Source organism: uncultured Gimesia sp. (genome assembly GCF_963976445.1).
Classification (GTDB): domain Bacteria; phylum Planctomycetota; class Planctomycetia; order Planctomycetales; family Planctomycetaceae; genus Gimesia.
Genome location: NZ_CAXBKP010000008.1, coordinates 63,111 through 81,156, shown reverse-complemented (window position 1 = coordinate 81,156; position 18,046 = coordinate 63,111). Strand labels below are relative to the sequence as shown.

The window sequence follows — 18,046 nt, the reverse complement described above, 5'->3', positions numbered from 1 at the left end:
CCTACGTTAATTGTAGGCGAGATTGACATCGGAAAAAAGAATGATTCTATAAATTCAGCCTGAAATCGGGTCAGGGCAACCCTTGTATCCCGGTTACGCCGTGTAATGTGACCCGGTCATGAGCAGGAGCGAACTCGATTTGCTGGGCCACGCTTTGGGTGGGATCGCTGCCCACACGTGAAAACCGGCGGAGGGTTGCCTTGCGATTGCCGAAGGAACGCAACATGTACAGGTCTTTCGATTCATCAAAGCTGATGGTATCGGCGCTGGCACTAAAGGATTGACTCGTCGGAGCCCTTTTATTTTTGACGAGCGCGTTCCCCTCAAATTCTGCATTCCCTTTTGCCAGCATCGAGATAAATTTTTTCTTCTGGCCATTGATTTCATGCTGAATCAGTTTCAGGCTGTTGCTCCGCATCCGGCCGGCATTGGGAGGCAGTTTGTCAGGATCAATAGTGTCTAGTGGACGTTTCACACTGCCGTGGGTAATCTGCACGCGATCATCAAACGTGGTGCTTCGTTGTTCCACATTGCCGGCCATCTTGCCGTTAAAATCGATTCGCGTGTAAGCCCAGCTGTCGGAGTCTGTTTTTTGAGGCCGGTTGGCTTGTGATACGTTGGATTCTGAATTCGATTGGTCTGTATTTTCTCGTCGCCACAAAATCAACCAACCCGGGCCGCGGGCTTCCGCATTCCCGGTTTGCTGATCGACGTTCATTTGCCAGAAGCTGGCGCGGCGGATACCGACCAATCTGTTTTCCAGATACTCGTTGCTTTCCACTTCGACGCCGTCCCGACAGGTGATGAAATGGACGTTGGGTTTTTGATCTTTCGGTTGTTTTTTCGTAAACGAGACGCGGTCGGACAGAATGACTTCCATCTCCTGGCATCGCAGGCGATTGTCTCCCATATTGGTTCTGACTTTGCCGAAGAAATTCGCCGTCAATCCGTCGAAGACCATTTCCTGATCCCAGTGAATTTCCAGAACTTGATCCTGGTCATTTTCTTCTTCCTTGCCGGGTTTCGTCAGGCTGTGTTCCTGAGTAATGCCATCAGCGCCTGATAACAGGCCGGCTGACGACTTTTTACCGCCACGTACCGGCAACAGTAACAGCCCTTTCCCTTCGACCTTAGCTTTGTTTTCCAGGCGGTAAAGAAAAATATTTTCGCCCTCAATCTGGGCCCCCTGTGCGTTGATTTTTGCCGGCTTACCAATCACATGCAGGATCTGGTCGTTCTCACCTTTGTTTTCAATGTGGAGCTGGTTTCCAGTAATGTGTAACGGCTTTTCCGTTTTGCCCTGCAGCTGCTGCACCGAAACATTACCTTGGGTCCAGACCTCTACCACTTCTGCTTTGCCGCGTGTATTTTTCGTCACACGCAATTTCATCAGATCGGCTTTCACGATCACCGGCTCGGGTGGTTCTTCTGGTTTTTGATCATCCATCGAAAACACGGATTTTCTACGAGACGGGAGAACCGTGCGCCCTTCCGGGGAATCCGCTTGTAACCGTTGATTGGTGGGAAGACGCCTTCTTCCGGGATCAGAAAACGGTCCGCTCACATTTCTCGTGCGCGCTTCGCGCGAAGGGATTGTATCGTTAACAGCAAACGCAACCTGTTTGACAGGGGCGCGCCTTAACTGCGGCTGCTGGCTGAGTGGGGCATTGGGAGCCGACTGCGGTGACGTCGCCTGGTCAAACCAGATTTCGAGTCGTTTGGTAGTTCCGCTAAGTTGAGGACTGGAGATGTCCACATCGCGTACCGCAATCATTTTATAGGGATCAAGCTTGCTCTGTACGTCACTGTTGTCAGCACTGTCTTCAGCACTGTCTTCAGCACTGCCGTCAGCAGACGGGTGTTGTTTTTGTTTGAGCGAATCAGACTGTTTCAAGGAAGGTAAATCTCCTTTCAACCACAGTTTGATATTTTGCGCCCGCAGTGCAAATTGTTCGTTGGGCTGTCTGACAATACACTGCTGCTGTAATTCGATCATCTCCAGTTGGGTTTCCGGGTCGATCGATTTTTTCATCAGTTTGGCCCACTGCGCCGCCATCGAAATTTGCCCGGTCTTGGAATCAGTGTGTATGATCCAGCCAGCTCCGTTACAGAGAATCGTTTCCAGGCGGCCCTCTTCATTCTGCTGGACGATAATCTCGGGACATTGGAGTTTCGATGATTGTTGCTTAACACGCACATCGCGTTCGTCTGTGAGGACGATCGTCTTCGTCTGTTCATTATAAGAGAATCGGGTCATCCTGCCTGAAAACTGGTTTTCTTCGGAAATCAGTATGACGTTCGTGCCTGTTGCCACCAGTTCCGCAAATTCCAGTTTGCCACTACTATGGTTGGATGGTCGTCTGTTTTCTGCTTGCTCAGTTACTGTTGCTTCATTCTCTGCATTGGATTCTGCTTTGCGAACGAACTGTAGTTGTAGTTTGTCGCAATCCAGGGTATCAGCCTGGTAGGCATTGGTCGGATGATGTACGCGTACGGTATCTGTGAACGTGCCCTGATTCGTTTCTAAATTAAAGGTGAAACTGCCCGTGCTTTTGACCGTGGCAAAACGTGCGATACCAGTCTCAGAAGCTTTTGCTGCCTCCTCTTTCTTCAATGCCAGTATCATATGGACGTCGCGGCGAAGCACAATTTCACGAATGCCGTCCGCCGCCGGCTTGAGTTCCTTTGGTTTCTCGGCAGACGGAATCAGTTTCATTTCGATGCCACGGGCGCGTCCGCGATGATCTCCGTATGCGAACTGGACTTCATGGTCGCTCCAGATATTCATTGACGATTCGTCATAGAAGAAATTTCGTCCATAAATGATCAGCCCGTTGGGCCCTGTAATTTTTACATCGCCTTCCAGAGAGCCGGCAATCATCCGACCGGGGTCGGTATGTTTGATTCCAAACGGTTGTTCAAACCGGACCAGCGCTTGTTCACTCATCAGGGCAAACGGAGCTTCAGATTCCCCCTTTTTTTTGTCGAACATCAACATGGCAAACGGCTTTAAGCGGGCCGCTTTTTTTTGCTCTTCCTGTTTCCAGCTCTCAGTATAAATGAAGACGTTTTCGTCCTTGAACTGATAGCGGGCATCGGCGGCCCAGGGGATTTCAGGCAGATAGGTCTTGGCCTTTTCGTTACTCCCCGAAGAATGGGCGGGAGACGTGAAGACCTCTTTCGGAAATTCACGTCGAATGATTTTTTCCTTGATGACATGCTGCAGCGCCTGCGCATACACCAGATACGCGCCGGTCAAAGAGAGTGTTGTCACCCAAGTTAACAACAGCCGGTTTGCGATCAGGCGATCGAATAATCCATTCCTGTTATATTGAATGGCTCCGGTCATGGAATTGGAAAAGTCGTTTCTATTGAAAATGAAAGAGTGAAAATGAAAGAGAGGAGTGTCAGAAAGGAAAATCGAAAGCGGGTTAGCCCGCCTGTTTGTCTTCGGTTGGTTCCAGTTGAGGCTGCCAGCCGATGACGTCGGTAATATCGATCAAACCAGCTAAATGCTGACGTTGATCAACGACCGGCAGTTCACTGAGTTTGCGCGTTTTTAACAGCGTGACTGCTGTTTCCAGAGAAGCATCGGATTGAATGGTGGTCGGTTGGGCTGTCATAACTTCAGAGATCGGTCGGTCCAGTTGCACATCGCGGCGTTCTTCCAGCAGTCGGGCAAGGTCACTGTCGGTAAAGATACCTGCGACTCGATCGGAATCATCGACAATAATCACAGCGCCACTGCGACGGCCGGGGCAACTCAAGCTGACAAAAGCTTCGCGGATGGAACTGGTTTCATGTGTCACACGCACTTCGTCTCGCGGACGCATGACTTCATTGATTTGAGTCAGTTTTCGTCCCAGATTTCCTCCGGGATGAAAAGTGGCAAATTGTAGCGGTGTGAATCCGCGGGCTTTGCTGATCACCAGCGATAAGGCATCCCCCATCGCCAGCATCGCAGTCGTTGTTGTGGAAGGTGCCAACTGATGCGGGCCTGCTTCTTCTAAATTTCCCAGGCACAACACAACTTGAGAAGCGCGGCCGAGCGTACTTGTCTTGCGAGCCGTGATGCTGATAGTAGGCAGGTTCATTTTTTGAAAGAGCGGGAGCAGACGCCGTAGCTCTTCTGTTTCACCACTGTTGGAAAGTGCCAGCACGGTATCATCAGAATGCAGGCAGCCCAGGTCGCCGTGAATGGCTTCTGCTGGATGCAGAAAATGGGAACGTGTGCCCGTTGATGAGAGTGTGGCGCAGATTTTTTGTGCGATCAACCCTGCTTTACCCATGCCGGTTAAGATGACAGCTCCCTTGCGGGACAGAATTAAATCGACGGCGTCGCAGAGTTCTGTTCCCAGGGTGTGACCCATCTGGCGCAGCGCATCAGCCTCGCTGAAAATGATATCGCGCGCATCACGTAACTGATCAAATTGGGAAAACTCGATTACCGACCTTACAGGCAGGGAACTCATCACGTCATTCCTTTGTCGCATCCTTGCGGGGAAATTCAGGGGAGCGGGAGTATAAAAGGAGGTCGAAAGCGGGTCAATCCGAAATTAGGGAGATGGAAATGTTGTAAGTGACTGCCTGGAAAAGGTTTAATGAACATGTTTGCCGGAGGTTTGTTTCAGAGAAAGTCAGGAGAATCGTTGCGGCTCCCCTTTCATAGCTGGGATTGTATAAGAAAGCACGAATCGGCTCTCGTATTTTCAAGGAGACCATCTACAATGGATAATCCCTGCCGTACTTTGTAGCAGGTTGTCGTCGAGACGATCTTCGAGTTGTCATGCTGGAAAATGCAGGGTTGTTCGTTTCCACAAATCGAAAACAAAGTGCGAAAAATGAGGCCAGTGGTTGACTCTTAAGTCAATGAAATCAAAGAAGATACGAAGTGTATTCCTTCTGACGTGTATGACGGGCGTCGCAATTCCCCGTTCCCCCAAATCAGTGCCGGAATTGTTTTCGGGGCCGAACGCGTTTCAGAGCGGAATACGTAGCATTCAAAAGTGACAGTAGACGGAACATTATGTTTGTAGATCGAGTTGATATTTATTGTAAAGCGGGCGATGGTGGAGATGGGTCTGCCAGTTTCCGAAGGGAAGCCCATGTGCCGCGCGGTGGTCCGAACGGGGGCGACGGGGGCAAGGGTGGTGATGTTGTCGTCCTGGCTGATGTGAACGTCAATAGCTTAGCCAACATCATCGGCCACAAGCATTGGAATGCCGATCCCGGCGGACGCGGGGCGTCGAATTTGAAGAGCGGGAGATCTGGCCAGGACTTACTCATTATGGTCCCGCCAGGAACGCTGGTATTGGACAGTAAACGTGGGCATCTGTTACGCGATATGAAGAAGAGCGGCGATCGCGTGGTCGTAGCCAAAGGGGGAAATGGGGGCCGCGGCAATCGTCATTTTGCGACCCCGACCCATCAGGCACCTCGCGAGTTTGAAAAGGGAGGCCTGGGAGAACTGCGTGATATTTCACTCGAACTGAAACTGATCGCCGACGTCGGACTGGTCGGGAAACCCAATGCCGGCAAATCAACGTTGCTCAGTCGGCTGTCCAAGGCGCATCCCGAAATTGCAGACTACCCGTTTACCACGAAATATCCTAATTTAGGCCTGGTTCGAGTTGGTTTTGACCATCAATTCGTGATGGCGGATATCCCCGGCCTGATCGAAGGTGCCCATGCAGGCGTGGGGCTGGGTCATGAATTCTTGAGGCATGTCGAGCGAACACGGGTGCTCGTGCACTTGGTCGAACCTTCACCCATGGACCAGACCGATCCGATTCAGAACTACCGTCAGATCAGGGAAGAGATGCGTCTCTATGATCCCACACTGATGGAACGCCCGGAAATTCTTGTGGTCACCAAAAGCGAACTGCCTGATGCGGAACCGATCGCCGAGCTGCTGGAAGAAGAGTTAGGACATCCGGTGATGCAAATCTCTTCTGCTACCGGCAACAATCTCGAAAAACTGGTCCGGATGATTATCAATGAACTGCAAGATCTGGAAGTTGAGGCCTGATCGTGAAGCCGGAGAACCCTTCCCCGTCAGACGATCCTAGTCAGGAACCGGCTTCTCCAGTGCAGGCAGGTGAACCGGCAGAGCCACCGGGAGAAGTTCGGGTTCGTTTTGGTAAATATGGTGCGGCGCTCTTCATGGTGCTGGGGTTTGCCTTTCAGGCGTTTTTCAATGCGACACAGAGCCAGACCCAGCGGATTACCGAGCTGGGAATTCTGATGCTGGTCGGCTTCCTCTTAGGTTGGGTCTTCGCGCGACTTCGTTTCTAAACCTTGCGTCTGCGTCGATTTCTGAATTGTAAAATTTGCATTCCCCTGCGTGATCGGGGCCGCTTTGCAATTTCTACAATCCCGTTTGGGATCAAATTTGACAGCAGTCATTCTTACAATATTTGCAGCAGAAATCTGTAAGCCTTGTGTCTTCTATGGCTTATGGCATCTACTTCTCTGGTTCTGAAAACAAAACGCGTTATTTTCGAACCATTGGCCTCACGTTTGCATTAAGCATCCCTTACCTGACTCACTTTGTTTTGTGTGAATGGAATTCACCGACAATCGATTCAGGCAACAGGAACCTCAGGTTCTTCCAACGATCATATCTCAAAAACCCATTTCGAGTGATCGACCCAAAAACTATCCCGTTACAATCAATTGAGAGTGTGTCAGTCGAAGACCCGCATCTTCGGCTGCAACAATAAGGAACAAGAGGGCATGGAAGCTCAACTTTGTCGCTGTTTCGTTTTATTCCTGGCTGCATTCTTTTCGCTGGGAGCCTCTTACAAAACCTCTAATTTCGTCACCCACGCACCAACGCCGGAAATCGCCAAACAGGTGGGCGATGCTGCTGAGATCTATCGCAAAGAACTGGCCATCACCTGGCTGGGACATGAGCTCCCCAAGTGGTATGCCCCGTGTCCGATTAAAGTCAAAGTCGGCAACTATGGTGCCGGCGGAGCGACTACGTTTTCGTTCGACCGAGGAGAAGTCTTTGGTTGGGACATGCAGATCCAGGGATCACTGGAACGCATCTTGGATTCGGTTCTCCCGCACGAAGTCAATCATACGATCTTCGCCTGCCACTTTCGTCGACCGCTGCCTCGCTGGGCCGACGAAGGGGCAGCGACTATCGTCGAACATGAATCAGAGAAGAAACGCCAACGGTTATTGAATCGTCAGGTGATGGGAACGAATAAACGGATTCCCCTCAGAAGCCTGCTCGCCATGACCGAATATCCTTCGGAAATGCAAAAGGTACTGACACTGTATGCGGAAGGTTATTCCCTGGCCGACTTTCTGCTGCAGACCGGCGGCAAAAAACGCTATCTGATGTTTCTGGAAGACGCCCATAAGAACGGCTGGGATGAAGCCATTGCCAAATTATACAAATACAAAAATGTAGAAGCCCTCGAACAACAATGGGGCAGTTGGATTATGGCAGGCAGCCCGGCATTGAATCTTCCCGCAGGTCAACAACTGGCCGCCAACGCACCCAAACAGCAGCCAGCGACCGAAAACAAGGATTTTGTGATTCGTTCACAGAGTCCTGATGACGGTCCTGATGACGGTCCTGATGACGGTCCTGATGACAGTGAAGATGAATTCGAAACGGCGATGAAAGAGCAAACCGAGTTGGCCAGTCTGGATCAAACTGACCGAGCCAGCCGTAGATCACGGCCGCTTCCCATTAAGTCGCGTATTCCATTCAGTGGACGCCCAACAGAGAGTCATCAAGTCAACGAAACCGTGGCCTTTGCTCCCGAAGCACAGCTAGCATCCCGAACATCGCTGCCACAGGAAAGAGAGCAGTTTGCTCAAGCCCGTCCCCAGACGCGGCGTGCTCCCCAACGTAGAGCACAACAGCAACCCACCGGTCGATATGGTCGCGTTGCCAGTCCTGCACGTGGCATCGATCTGGGTCAGTCGGCTGAAATCGATTTTTAAATCAGTTTGATTGATGTGGCAGAATCGCCACGCGATACGAACGATGATTGGCAGACTCGGTAAACGCAGCCGGGACTTCATCCAGAGAGAAGGCATGTTCGCTGAGTCGCTGAAACGGATACCGGTTCTGATAACGCTCGAGAAAGTTCAATGCGTTTGCCAGGTCGAGATCAATATAATTATGGATGCCTTCCAGCCTGAGTAACTTGCGAATCATTGTTTCTGCTGAGAGCTGAATCGGACGGGCCGGGTAAACCGCACCGACGAGAATCATACGACCGCCTATCGCCAGCGACTCCAGACCGCTTTCCATTACTTCCGGAACGCCTGTCATGTCGAACACGATGTCAACGCCTCGTCCGTCTGTCAGATGTTGAATTTCGGCATGCAGCGGCTGTTCTTTTTTCGCCAGGACCGTGTGAGTCGCGCCAAATTCAAGACTGCGTTTCACACGCGCTGGTTCAATGTCTGCCACAATCACCGATGCAGCGCCTTGCGCATGAGCGACGGCAGAAGCGGTGACTCCCAGCATGCCCGCACCCAAAATCAGTACGGACTGGTTCTGGACTTCACCGGCAAGACGAAAGGCCGCCATCACAGTCGCGGTCGCACAGTTCGCAGGGCTGGCGACCTGGTCGGGCAGTGATTCCGGTACTTTGAAAATCGTCGTCCCTTTGACCAGATGACAATGGCTGGCCAGGCCGCCACTCAAATAATTCTGATCGGTTAAACGCTGATGCCCGTATTTGAACAGTCTCGTACATTTTTGAGTGAGACCGCGGCGACATTGTTCGCAGTCTTTACACGAAACTGCGACGGACCACGTGATGCGATCACCAATTTGAACGGGGCGATCCAGATAATCCCGTATCGGGAGTTCGGAATTCAGGTCAACCACGCGCCCAATCATTTCATGTCCCAGAATGGTCGGGCAGGGGGTAGACCGTGTGCCTTCGTAGGTATGCAGATCACTTCCGCAAATCGTACAGCACAGAATTTCAACCAGAGTTTCTCCCGGTTGCAGTTCGGGTTGTGAAACCACGGTACGCTGTAATGGGGGATCATCGCCCGTCAGGACAATCGAGATACATTGATCGCTCATGATGTGATACGACTTACTATGATCTGGTTAACACGGTCTGAATGAATGGCATTTCAGACAGTGAGAGATTGATTACCACAGAGACACGAAGATTGTGAATCAGTACAGAAAAGTGACCTTTTTTATAAACGCCTTTTTCAAAAACCGAAAGTGTACTTTTATCTGCTGGATATTTTTATGCTGTCTTGCCGGAAGAAATCGCCATAGTATCTAACACCTGTTCAATCTGTTCAACCAGATTCTGCATGTCAGCAGGAACGACATTGCCGATATTTCCGATACGGAAAGTCTCTGCCTGGCTGATTTTTCCCGGGTAGATCACATACCGGCGTTTTTTTAGTTCATCATAAAACTGATTGAAGGAAAAGAGCGGCGAGTCGGGATAATAAAACGAGGTGATAATGGGGGACTGTAATTCGCGCGGCAGAAGCGTTTGCAGCCCCGCCTGTTGCATTGCTGTGACTAACGTCGTTTGGTTCTCCACATAACGTGCATGCCGCTGAGTGATGCCCCCCTCTGCTTCCAATTCTTTCAAAGCCTGCAGGAACGCACACACAACATGCGTGGGGGACGTGTATCTCCATTTTCCACCTTTGTGTTCCATTTCATTCCACTGGTCAAACAGATCCAGACTCAAGGAGCGAGCGTAACCCGCCGTCTGTTCCAGTTTCTTTTGATTGGCGACCACAAATCCAAAACCGGGAACACCCTGAATGCATTTATTGGCCGACGAAATCAGATAATCGACATGGAACGCTTCCATCGAAAGCGGAATCCCGCCGAAGGAAGACATCGCGTCCAGAATATATTCTTTGCCCGCCTCGGCAACGATCTGCCCGATTTCCGCCGCCGGGTTCAACATGCCGGTGGTGGTTTCACAGTGGACCATCGCCACATGCGTGATCGCCGTGTCGTCTGCCAGCGTGGCGCGGATCTGATCGAGATCGGGCGGTGTCGTTTCCGAGTACGAAAGTTCCACAAGTGGAATTTTCAAACAACTGGCAATTTGTGCGATGCGATTTCCGTAGGCACCGTTGGAAATCACCAGCAGTTTTCCGTCAGGCGGAATCACCGAACCGATGGTGGCTTCCACGGCGAAGGTGCCGCTTCCCTGCATCAGGACAGCCGTGTATCCGGGGGCGTTTGTCGCCAGTTGCACCAGCCGTTCGCGAATTTCGACGACGCGCTGGTTGTAGTCAACGTCCCAGGTGGAATAATCGACGCCCATCGCATCACGCACGCTCTTTGTGGTGGTCAGCGGGCCGGGGGTCAGTAATAAATAAGGAATGTCAGCGTCCATATCAGTTCTCGCTTGCTTCAATTTGTTCGATGATTTCAGGAAGTGTCTTCAATGTGGGAATCACAAAGTGTGCCCCTGCGTTTTTTAGTTTTGTTTCTGCGGTTTGCAACACGTTCGCTTTTTGATCGCTGTCCAGCGCTTCAAATTCAGCGACCGTCAGACCGACTTCACTGCCCGTTTGCGTCAAGCCCACGGTCCACGTGCCCGCATTCAAGCCGGCTTCGATGTCGGGAACCGTATCGCCGACTTTCACTACCGACGTGGGAGGAAACACATTCAGTGCTTCCATGTTCCGATAAATCATCCATGGTGCAGGTCGCCCCGCGGGAACTTCGTCGGCACACATAGAAAAATCGGGCGCATATCCCTGTGCTTTGGCTGCTTCCAAAACGGGTTTGGCCACAATGCGCGGATATCCGGTGGTCGAACCGATTTTGATGCCGCGTTCTTTCAGCCGCGAAAGAGTTTCACACAAGCCAGGCACCAGATCGGTATAGTCTTGCGCTTCTTTCACCTGCAGCGGCATAAACGTTTCATAAATGTGTTCGACATCCTCTTCCGACCAGGGGCGTTCGTGGATTGACTTCCACTGGGCGGCGATCTCATCCAGTTGAAACAGGCTGCGAATATGATCCTTTTTATGCAGCCCCATCGGCCCACGCGCCTGAGCGGGTGTCAGTTCGACGCCACAGGCTTTGAAGGCTTTGATGAAGGCAGCAATCGGCGCAAAACAACCATGATCGATTGTTGTTCCCGCCCAGTCGAAAATAACGAGTTGGATTTTGTTGGAGGACATAATGGCTTTCATTCAGTTTGTTTCCAGGGCCTGTTGTTTCAGGACGCGCTGGACATAGGTTAAAAAATACTCAAGTTCCGGTGTTTCATGGCCGGGGATTTTAGCCGCTTCATCATAGGTTCGCAGACGCAGGGAATCTTGGGAGAAGGGGTTCTGTTCGAACACCGCTGATTCCAGTTCATCAAACGGCCCTCCCTGCAACTGGAGACTTAAAACGGAAGCGGGTGACAAGCGAGACGCATATTCCGCGTCTGTCGCACAGCGATAGCGTTTCGCATCGACGTGCAGACGAATCGGTTCGGTCACAGCGGGGGGAAAATATCGAACCAGCCACTGGGCGCCGATGTTTTCATGTAAATCATCAATGCCCTGTGTCGCACAGTCTGCATCGTGTTTATGTAGTAAATGACCGATATCATGCAGGAGCGCGGCCACGACTAACTCTGGAGTTTCGCCTGCCTGCTCGGCAGCAAAAGCGGCTTGCAGCGCATGCTCTGTCTGTGAGACCGCTTCTCCGACGTACATCTCACTTCCTTTTTCACTGAAACGTTTTCGGATTTCCTCAACAATCAGATCAGGTTTCACCTCAGGCATCAGGAGACTCCTTTTCGGGTTCAGATGAGAGTGCTTCTGCCAGATTCATGTCCCGTTCCTGAATCCGCCAGTAGACTGCGCCAGCGATAATCGCCGTACAACAAATGCCGGCCAGACCGCCAAACGCCATCTTCCAGCCGTAATACTGGGCAATCATTCCGATCGTATGACCAGATAAAATCGCACCCAGATAACCGGCGGAATCGACGAGCCCCGCCACCGTCGAGCAGCCACGTTTGCCTCCCAGGTCAATGGCCATCACGCCGGACAGAAACGAATAGGGGGCCATCAGAAAAAAGGCGACCAGTGACAGCAGCGTGAGTGCCAGAACCGGTTTGCCGGAGACATCAATAGTGGCCAGCAAGCTCAGTGCAATTACCAGTAGAATTAAACTGGGAAGCACGACCCGACCATGTCGGCCTCGCAAACGGTCCGAGGTAATTCCCGCCAGTAAAGTCGAACAGCCTCCCACCAGGGGAAACAACATACTGCCGATTGCCGCCTGGCCGATATCAAACTTGGCGACTTCATTCAGAAACGTTGGCGTCCAGAAATTGAATGTCTCCCGCACGAGCGTCAGGCTGAAATTCATGATGCAGATCAACCAGAATAATGGACTGGCAAACAGGGGCTTCAGAACATCTTTGATGGAGATCCGTTCGGCATGATTTCCTTCGGCCCCAAACACATTGGTCGGGTTGGCCTCGGGTTCCTCCAGCCCCACATCATTCGGACTCGACTTTAAAGTGAAAAACACAAAGAGAGTGATTAATGTTAACGAGCCGGCGGCGACAAAAAATACGGTGCGCCAGTTTGCCAGAAAGTCGAGCGAGGAATAGGTCTCTCCCAGCAAGATCAGGCCGCCCAGGTAGAGGCGCGCGAAGGCATCTCCGAACAGAAAGGAGAGCGACAGAACCGCCATCACGGTTGCGTGCCATTTGACGGGATACCAGCGGGACGCCGTCTTCACCAGCGCCACCCAGCCCATGGACTGAAAATACCGGTTACAGGCCCAGACAATGATAAATGCCACGAGGCCTGAAGCCAGACCGAACAGAATCGAAAACACAATCGAGCAAATCATGCCTGTCAGAAATAGCAAGCGGCCGCCGAGGAAGTCGGCCAGATAACCATTGAAGATTTTCCCAATCGCGTACAGCATCACCCCGACGGAAGCCACCGTGCCGATTTGAATTTTTGTGATCCCGATGCCGCCGTATTCTTTCAACAGCAGCGGCGTTGCCACCGCGAGGTTGGAGCGGCAGATATAATAACCGACGTATCCCAGAAACAGACTCGCCAGAGTCATCAGCTGCCAGTTTCGATTCCGATTGTTTGACATCAGGTTTTGCTTTATTAAAGAGAGAGTCGGCCAATATTTTCTTTAGCCAGCCCCGGCCCTGTTGTCATTCCCTTACTGCCGATGCCTGTGACAAGTTGCACGCGATCACTGACATTGTGCTGGAACAGCCCTGCTGACTTTTCCTCAGTATAAATACCACACCAGCGATCTGTGACATGAAAATCCAGATTCACAAACATCTTTCGTGCATAATTGAGAATCAGCGATTCAATTTCCCCAGACAGAAACTCAGTTGGTGGTTCGTCCGTGTATTCATGCGAATCACCGAGAATAAATTCGTTGTTTTCATTTTGGCTGATCCAGATTTGAATTCCCCGATCCAATAATTCCTGAGCGGGCAGCGCCAGCGAAATACCTTGCGAGAACTGGGCGTTCAGAAACGCCGGATAACGCGTCAAGGCGATCGGGGATGCAATGTTCGTTCCCAGCGTACGGTTTTCGGGATTCGACAGCTTGAGCATCTGCAGCTTGCAGTACTGCAGGTTTCCTGCTGTATAGAGTTCCGGATAGAGAGTCTGCAAATCAGCTCCCGAGCAGACAAAAACCTGTTTCGCCTGAAACTGGCTGCCATCAGCGGTGGTAACCTGACTATGACGGGCACTTTCTTTAATCGAGATCGCCGTGGTTTTCGGAAGATAATCACAATCGGATGCAGACGTGATCCAGTTGACGAACGCGCGGAAAAACTGACCCGGATTCAACTGCAGGTCTTGTGGATACAAGAGGCTCCCTTTGCAGAATTCCGGATTCAGACAACAGCTCGTGCGGATTGTTTCTTCCGCGTTCAAAAATTTTGTCGGGCAAAGTGGATCATTCTGTTCTTGTACCAGTCGTTCTAAAAAAGCCGCTTCCTCGTCTGTGTGTGCCAGATATTGGGTTCCCACGCGGCGGAGAGGAATTCCCAGCAACTCGCTTAATTCAGAATAGATCTCGCAGGACGCCAACGCACGTTCGCGCCAGATCCCCGCGGGCATTGCGCTTGGAATGATCAGGCCGAAATTACGAATCGACGCCTGTTGGGGAAACAGATTTCGTTCGATCAACAGGGTTTTGAAGCCCCGGCGCATCGAAAAGAGGGCATGAAACGCGCCCAGCACGCCGCCGCCAATCACAATGACGTCGTATTTCGTTTGAGAGGTGGCTAAAGGCATGATTCGTTCTTGAAACGCGAAATGGGAGAAACAGAGAAATCCATCCTGGCTGTATTCAGACAGCAATAACACACCAAAGAAGTTCGTAGCCTGGCGGAAAAAACAGGAAACTTTCCGCCAGGCTACGGTCAAACTTCATTGTGCATTGAAAAGTATCGGGGTTTCAGGCCAGAATACAATGACAAAACGCGCAGTTAAATTAACAATATTTACATGGCCTTCATGGCTTCTTTACCAAAAACGCACAGAGTTCCTGTAGGATGACCTACAGAGGCACAGGCTTTTTTCAGATTCACGATACAGAACAGGTTGAATAGTGAGGTTTCCCGAACGTCGCAAAATTGCTTTGTTAGTCCAGACTTCCAGCGACTGGAGTCGCCAGGTGATTCAAGGAATTGCCGATTACGCATTCGAACAAGGGGGCTGGGATTTCTGGATTGAGTTCCGGGGATTGAAAGAACAGCTCCAGTTTCCCGCCTCTTGGAATGGTCATGGCACCATTTGTCGGCTGACGGATGCCCGCATCCAGCACTCGATCATCAAGCGGCGCCTGCCTGCGGTGAATGTTTCGTGGTTGGGAAAGCACTCATCCAAAATTCCCAAAGTGGTTTCCGATGAACGAGGCTGTGCGAATCTAGCGGCTTCGTTTTTTCTGGAGAAAGGCTTCCGCTCGTTCGGCTACATCGGTCCCGATCCAACGTTGCATTATCCTGAAACCATCATGCAGGAGTTTCAGACTGCGGTGGAACAGGCAGAGGGAGTCTGTTTTGATTTTCCGTATTATGAATTGACGAAAGAGGCCGACTATCAAAAACAGCAGCAGCGATTGAAACAGTGGCTCTGGGAGCTTCCCAAGCCCGTGGCGCTCTTGGTCTGGACGAGTAAAGTCGGACGTGAGGTGGCGACCGTCTGTGTGAATCATCATCTGGAAATTCCGGATCAGGTTGCCATCCTCAGTATCGAACACGATCCTCTGATGTCGGCACTCTCTCCGGTTCCGCTGTCCTGTATTAACCAGGCGTCGCATGTGGTTGGTTATGAAGCGGCCTCATTACTGGATCAGATGATTCAGGGAAAACCTGCGCCAGACGAGCCGACTCTGATTCCTCCGTTATCGATTGAAGAACGGGCCTCCACCGATACGCTGTTTGCTGCCGACGATCTCGTTCGAGAAGCAATTCAATTCATCCGCCAGCATGCGCATGAAGCCATCCAGGTGTCAGATCTGACTCAACAATTGAATGTCTCCCGTCGGATTCTGGAGCACCGCTTTCAAAAAGCCCTGCATCGATCACCGGCGAGTGAAATTCGTCAGGCGAAATTAAAACGCATCACCAAATTGCTGCAGGAAACCAATTTGCCCATTTCCCAGATCGCCGCTCGCTGTGGCTTTCAGCATCAGGAAGCGATGATTCGCATGTTCGGCAGGCTGATGGGCATGTCGCCGCGGGAATATCGACAGTCGAGTCACGCTCTGAAATAGCCCGTTGAAGTAGAATGCCGTATTCCAATCCGGATTGACCCGTTTGTGAATAGAAACGGCTGTGCTCCAGTGGTACGATCAAGGTAGTTGAGATGACTCTCAAGACGGGCCTTACTGACTGAGGAAGACGACCATGAATCAAATCTGTTACCGGGTGTTGTTGGCTGTTTGCGCGATTGTTCTGTTTACATCTCCCTCGTTCGCTGTGGATGATGATGCGGGTTCGATTTTTATCGAAGGTTATACAAATCTGTTGAGTTATCAACCGGGAGACAAAGTCGCCTTTCATCTTTCCAGTTCGGAGCCGGAATATTCTGTCGAGATCACGCGGCTCGGTCCTGAAAAAAAGACGGTCTTCAAGGAGTCCCGTAAAAATGGTGCCGCATATCCTGTTCCGGAGAATGCATCATCGCATGGCTGTCACTGGCCGGCAGCCTTTCAGCTGACGATCCCCGATTCCTGGCAGAGCGGTTATTATCAAGTCCGCCTGGCGGTCCGCGATCGGGGCGGCAAGTTCATCCAGCGGAATTCCCGAACAGCTGAGACGAATCTATTTTTTATCGTGCGTCCCAAACAGCCGGGCAGTCAGACAAAAATTCTGATTCAACTCAGCACGAATACGTATAACGCTTACAACAACTGGGGAGGCTCCAGCCTTTACAGTTATCATGGCCGGGCGAACCTGCAGGGGCATCGTGTCTCCTTTGATCGTCCGCTGGCCGGACAATTTGGGAACTGGGAATATCCTTTCATCGTCTGGGCCGAAAGCAACGGATATCAACTCGACTACGCCGCCAACAGCGATCTGGAATTACATCCCGAACTGCTGCAACATTATAAACTGGTACTGAGTGTTGGCCACGACGAATACTGGTCGGCACCGATGCGTGACCATCTGGAGAGCTATATCAAGCAGGGAGGCAACGTCGCCTTTTTCAGTGGGAACTCAGTCTGCTGGCAGGTCCGCAGTGAAGAGGGATGTCGCGCGCTGACCTGCTGGAAGCAAGGGTATAACCAGGACCCGCTGTTTCCGGAAGGAGATCATCGTCTGTTATCAACACTCTGGAGTCATCATCTGGTGAATCGCCCCGAGAATCAGTTAACGGGCGTCGGGTTTCTTTATGGCGGCTATCACAAAAGTCATGGTCAGTTCATGGATGGTTCGGGAGCCTATCAAGTGCATCGTCCCAAACATTGGATATTTGAAAAAACGGGCATCAAACAGGGAGACGAATTCGGCGGCAAAGATACCATCGTCGGTTATGAGTGCGACGGTTGCCAGTTTGAAATGAAAGAGGGGCTGCCTGTACCAACATTTAAAGACGGCACGCCACGCACGTTTCAAATTCTCGCTTCCTGTCCTGCGAAATGGGCCCCGGGAGACAGTCTGTGGTATGCCCGGTTTGACAAAGACCGCGTCGGTGCGGCGATACTGGGAATGTATACCAACGGAGGCACCGTCTTCACGGTCGGCAGCACTGACTGGGCGCACGGCTTACGGGGGAAAGATCCGATGGTGCAACAGATCACGAAGAATATTCTGGATCGGTTATCGCAATAAGCGTCAGTTGGGCTGTCGGGCGTCCCAGTCTGTCTTGCAAAAGCGATACAGCACGTGGCGTTTGAGCGGATCGCCATCTTCCAGGGCAGGGTGATCAAAGTTGTCGATATAGGACATACCGATTTTTTCCATCACCCGTCGCGAGGCACGATTGGCGGGAACTGTGAAGGAAACAACCTCGTCCAGATTGCATTCATTGAATCCAAATTCGAGTGCGGCTTGCGCGCCTTCACTGGCATAACCCTGATTCCAGAACGGGACCGCCAGCCGCCAGCCGATTTCGATGCAAGGAGTAAAATAAGCCGTGAACCGGGGAACCGCCAGGCCGATGAAGCCTACGAACTGGGCATCCTCTTTAAGTTCAACGGCCCAGAGACCGAATCCATATTCGTCAAAATGCGTTTTGATACGTTCGACCATCTGCGCAGTCTGTTCGTAAGAGAGTGTTGCAGGAAAATATTGCATCACTTTCGGATCTGCGTTCAGCTTTGCAAAAGGATCCAGGTCGGATTCACACCACTGTCTGAGAATGAGTCGGGAAGTTTCCAATTGCTGTTCCTCTGGGAGGTAAACGTATCTACTTAGTATTGTTTCCATTCATTACGAACCTAACGAGAAAATCCTCAGATTATTACAGAGAATTAAAACAAAATTCAAATTCAAAGTGTGGATTGTAGCGATATGCAATTCTGTCAATGTATCTGGTTAAATATGTAAGCAGCGCTTAAATA

At 51.2% G+C, this 18,046-nt stretch carries 14 protein-coding genes; 5 read left to right on the top strand and 9 right to left on the bottom strand.

The window, feature by feature from the left end:
- Positions 1-70 precede the first annotated feature (70 nt).
- Positions 71-3,349, bottom strand: a complete 3,279-nt coding sequence (locus AAC022_RS11055; protein WP_339730914.1) for a hypothetical protein — start codon at positions 3,347-3,349, stop codon at positions 71-73.
- A gap of 82 nt (positions 3,350-3,431) precedes the next feature.
- Positions 3,432-4,472: a KpsF/GutQ family sugar-phosphate isomerase gene (locus AAC022_RS11050; protein ID WP_339730913.1), complete on the bottom strand. Its 1,041-nt coding sequence runs from the start codon at positions 4,470-4,472 to the stop codon at positions 3,432-3,434.
- 554 nt (positions 4,473-5,026) lie between these two features.
- Here AAC022_RS11050 and obgE point away from each other — a divergent pair.
- The 3 genes from obgE to AAC022_RS11035 all read left to right on the top strand — a co-directional run bounded on the left by obgE (position 5,027) and on the right by AAC022_RS11035 (position 7,965).
- Positions 5,027-6,028, top strand: coding sequence for a GTPase ObgE (obgE, locus tag AAC022_RS11045; RefSeq protein ID WP_339730911.1), 1,002 nt, complete (start codon positions 5,027-5,029; stop codon positions 6,026-6,028).
- 2 nt (positions 6,029-6,030) lie between these two features.
- Entirely contained in the window at positions 6,031-6,294 is a 264-nt protein-coding gene (locus AAC022_RS11040; RefSeq protein WP_339730910.1) for a hypothetical protein, read from the top strand.
- A gap of 441 nt (positions 6,295-6,735) precedes the next feature.
- Positions 6,736-7,965 carry a hypothetical protein gene (locus AAC022_RS11035; RefSeq protein WP_339730907.1) on the top strand — a complete coding sequence of 410 codons (1,230 nt, stop codon included), beginning with the start codon at positions 6,736-6,738 and terminating at the stop codon, positions 7,963-7,965.
- A 1-nt stretch (position 7,966) separates the two neighbouring features.
- On the opposite strand, the gene AAC022_RS11030 is transcribed toward AAC022_RS11035, so the two are convergent.
- The 6 genes from AAC022_RS11030 to AAC022_RS11005 form a co-directional block, all read right to left on the bottom strand.
- Positions 7,967-9,067 carry a zinc-binding dehydrogenase gene (locus AAC022_RS11030; protein ID WP_339730905.1) on the bottom strand — a complete coding sequence of 367 codons (1,101 nt, stop codon included), beginning with the start codon at positions 9,065-9,067 and terminating at the stop codon, positions 7,967-7,969.
- A 175-nt stretch (positions 9,068-9,242) separates the two neighbouring features.
- Entirely contained in the window at positions 9,243-10,367 is a 1,125-nt protein-coding gene (phnW, locus tag AAC022_RS11025) for a 2-aminoethylphosphonate--pyruvate transaminase (protein ID WP_339730903.1), read from the bottom strand.
- Between the two features lies 1 nt (position 10,368).
- A complete protein-coding gene (gene phnX, locus AAC022_RS11020; protein ID WP_339730900.1) occupies positions 10,369-11,163 on the bottom strand; it encodes a phosphonoacetaldehyde hydrolase in 795 nt (264 codons plus the stop codon).
- 12 nt (positions 11,164-11,175) lie between these two features.
- On the bottom strand, positions 11,176-11,757 hold the full coding sequence (locus AAC022_RS11015) for a phosphonate degradation HD-domain oxygenase (RefSeq protein ID WP_339730898.1): 582 nt from the start codon (positions 11,755-11,757) through the stop codon (positions 11,176-11,178).
- Complete coding sequence (locus AAC022_RS11010; RefSeq protein WP_339730897.1) at positions 11,750-13,099, bottom strand: MFS transporter; 1,350 nt, start codon at positions 13,097-13,099, stop codon at positions 11,750-11,752. Before AAC022_RS11010 ends, AAC022_RS11015 begins: the two co-directional genes overlap by 8 nt.
- A gap of 14 nt (positions 13,100-13,113) precedes the next feature.
- A complete protein-coding gene (locus AAC022_RS11005) occupies positions 13,114-14,271 on the bottom strand; it encodes a TIGR03364 family FAD-dependent oxidoreductase (RefSeq protein ID WP_339730894.1) in 1,158 nt (385 codons plus the stop codon).
- 316 nt (positions 14,272-14,587) lie between these two features.
- Between AAC022_RS11005 and AAC022_RS11000 the strand changes: the two genes are divergently transcribed.
- Positions 14,588-15,754, top strand: coding sequence for a DNA-binding transcriptional regulator (locus tag AAC022_RS11000; RefSeq protein WP_339730893.1), 1,167 nt, complete (start codon positions 14,588-14,590; stop codon positions 15,752-15,754).
- 133 nt (positions 15,755-15,887) lie between these two features.
- The gene (locus AAC022_RS10995; RefSeq protein ID WP_339730892.1) at positions 15,888-17,315 is read left to right on the top strand and encodes a N,N-dimethylformamidase beta subunit family domain-containing protein; all 1,428 of its coding nucleotides are present in this window, start codon (positions 15,888-15,890) and stop codon (positions 17,313-17,315) included.
- A 3-nt stretch (positions 17,316-17,318) separates the two neighbouring features.
- Here AAC022_RS10995 and AAC022_RS10990 read toward each other — a convergent pair whose 3' ends face one another.
- On the bottom strand, positions 17,319-17,864 hold the full coding sequence (locus tag AAC022_RS10990) for a GNAT family N-acetyltransferase (RefSeq protein ID WP_339730890.1): 546 nt from the start codon (positions 17,862-17,864) through the stop codon (positions 17,319-17,321).
- Positions 17,865-18,046 lie beyond the last annotated feature (182 nt).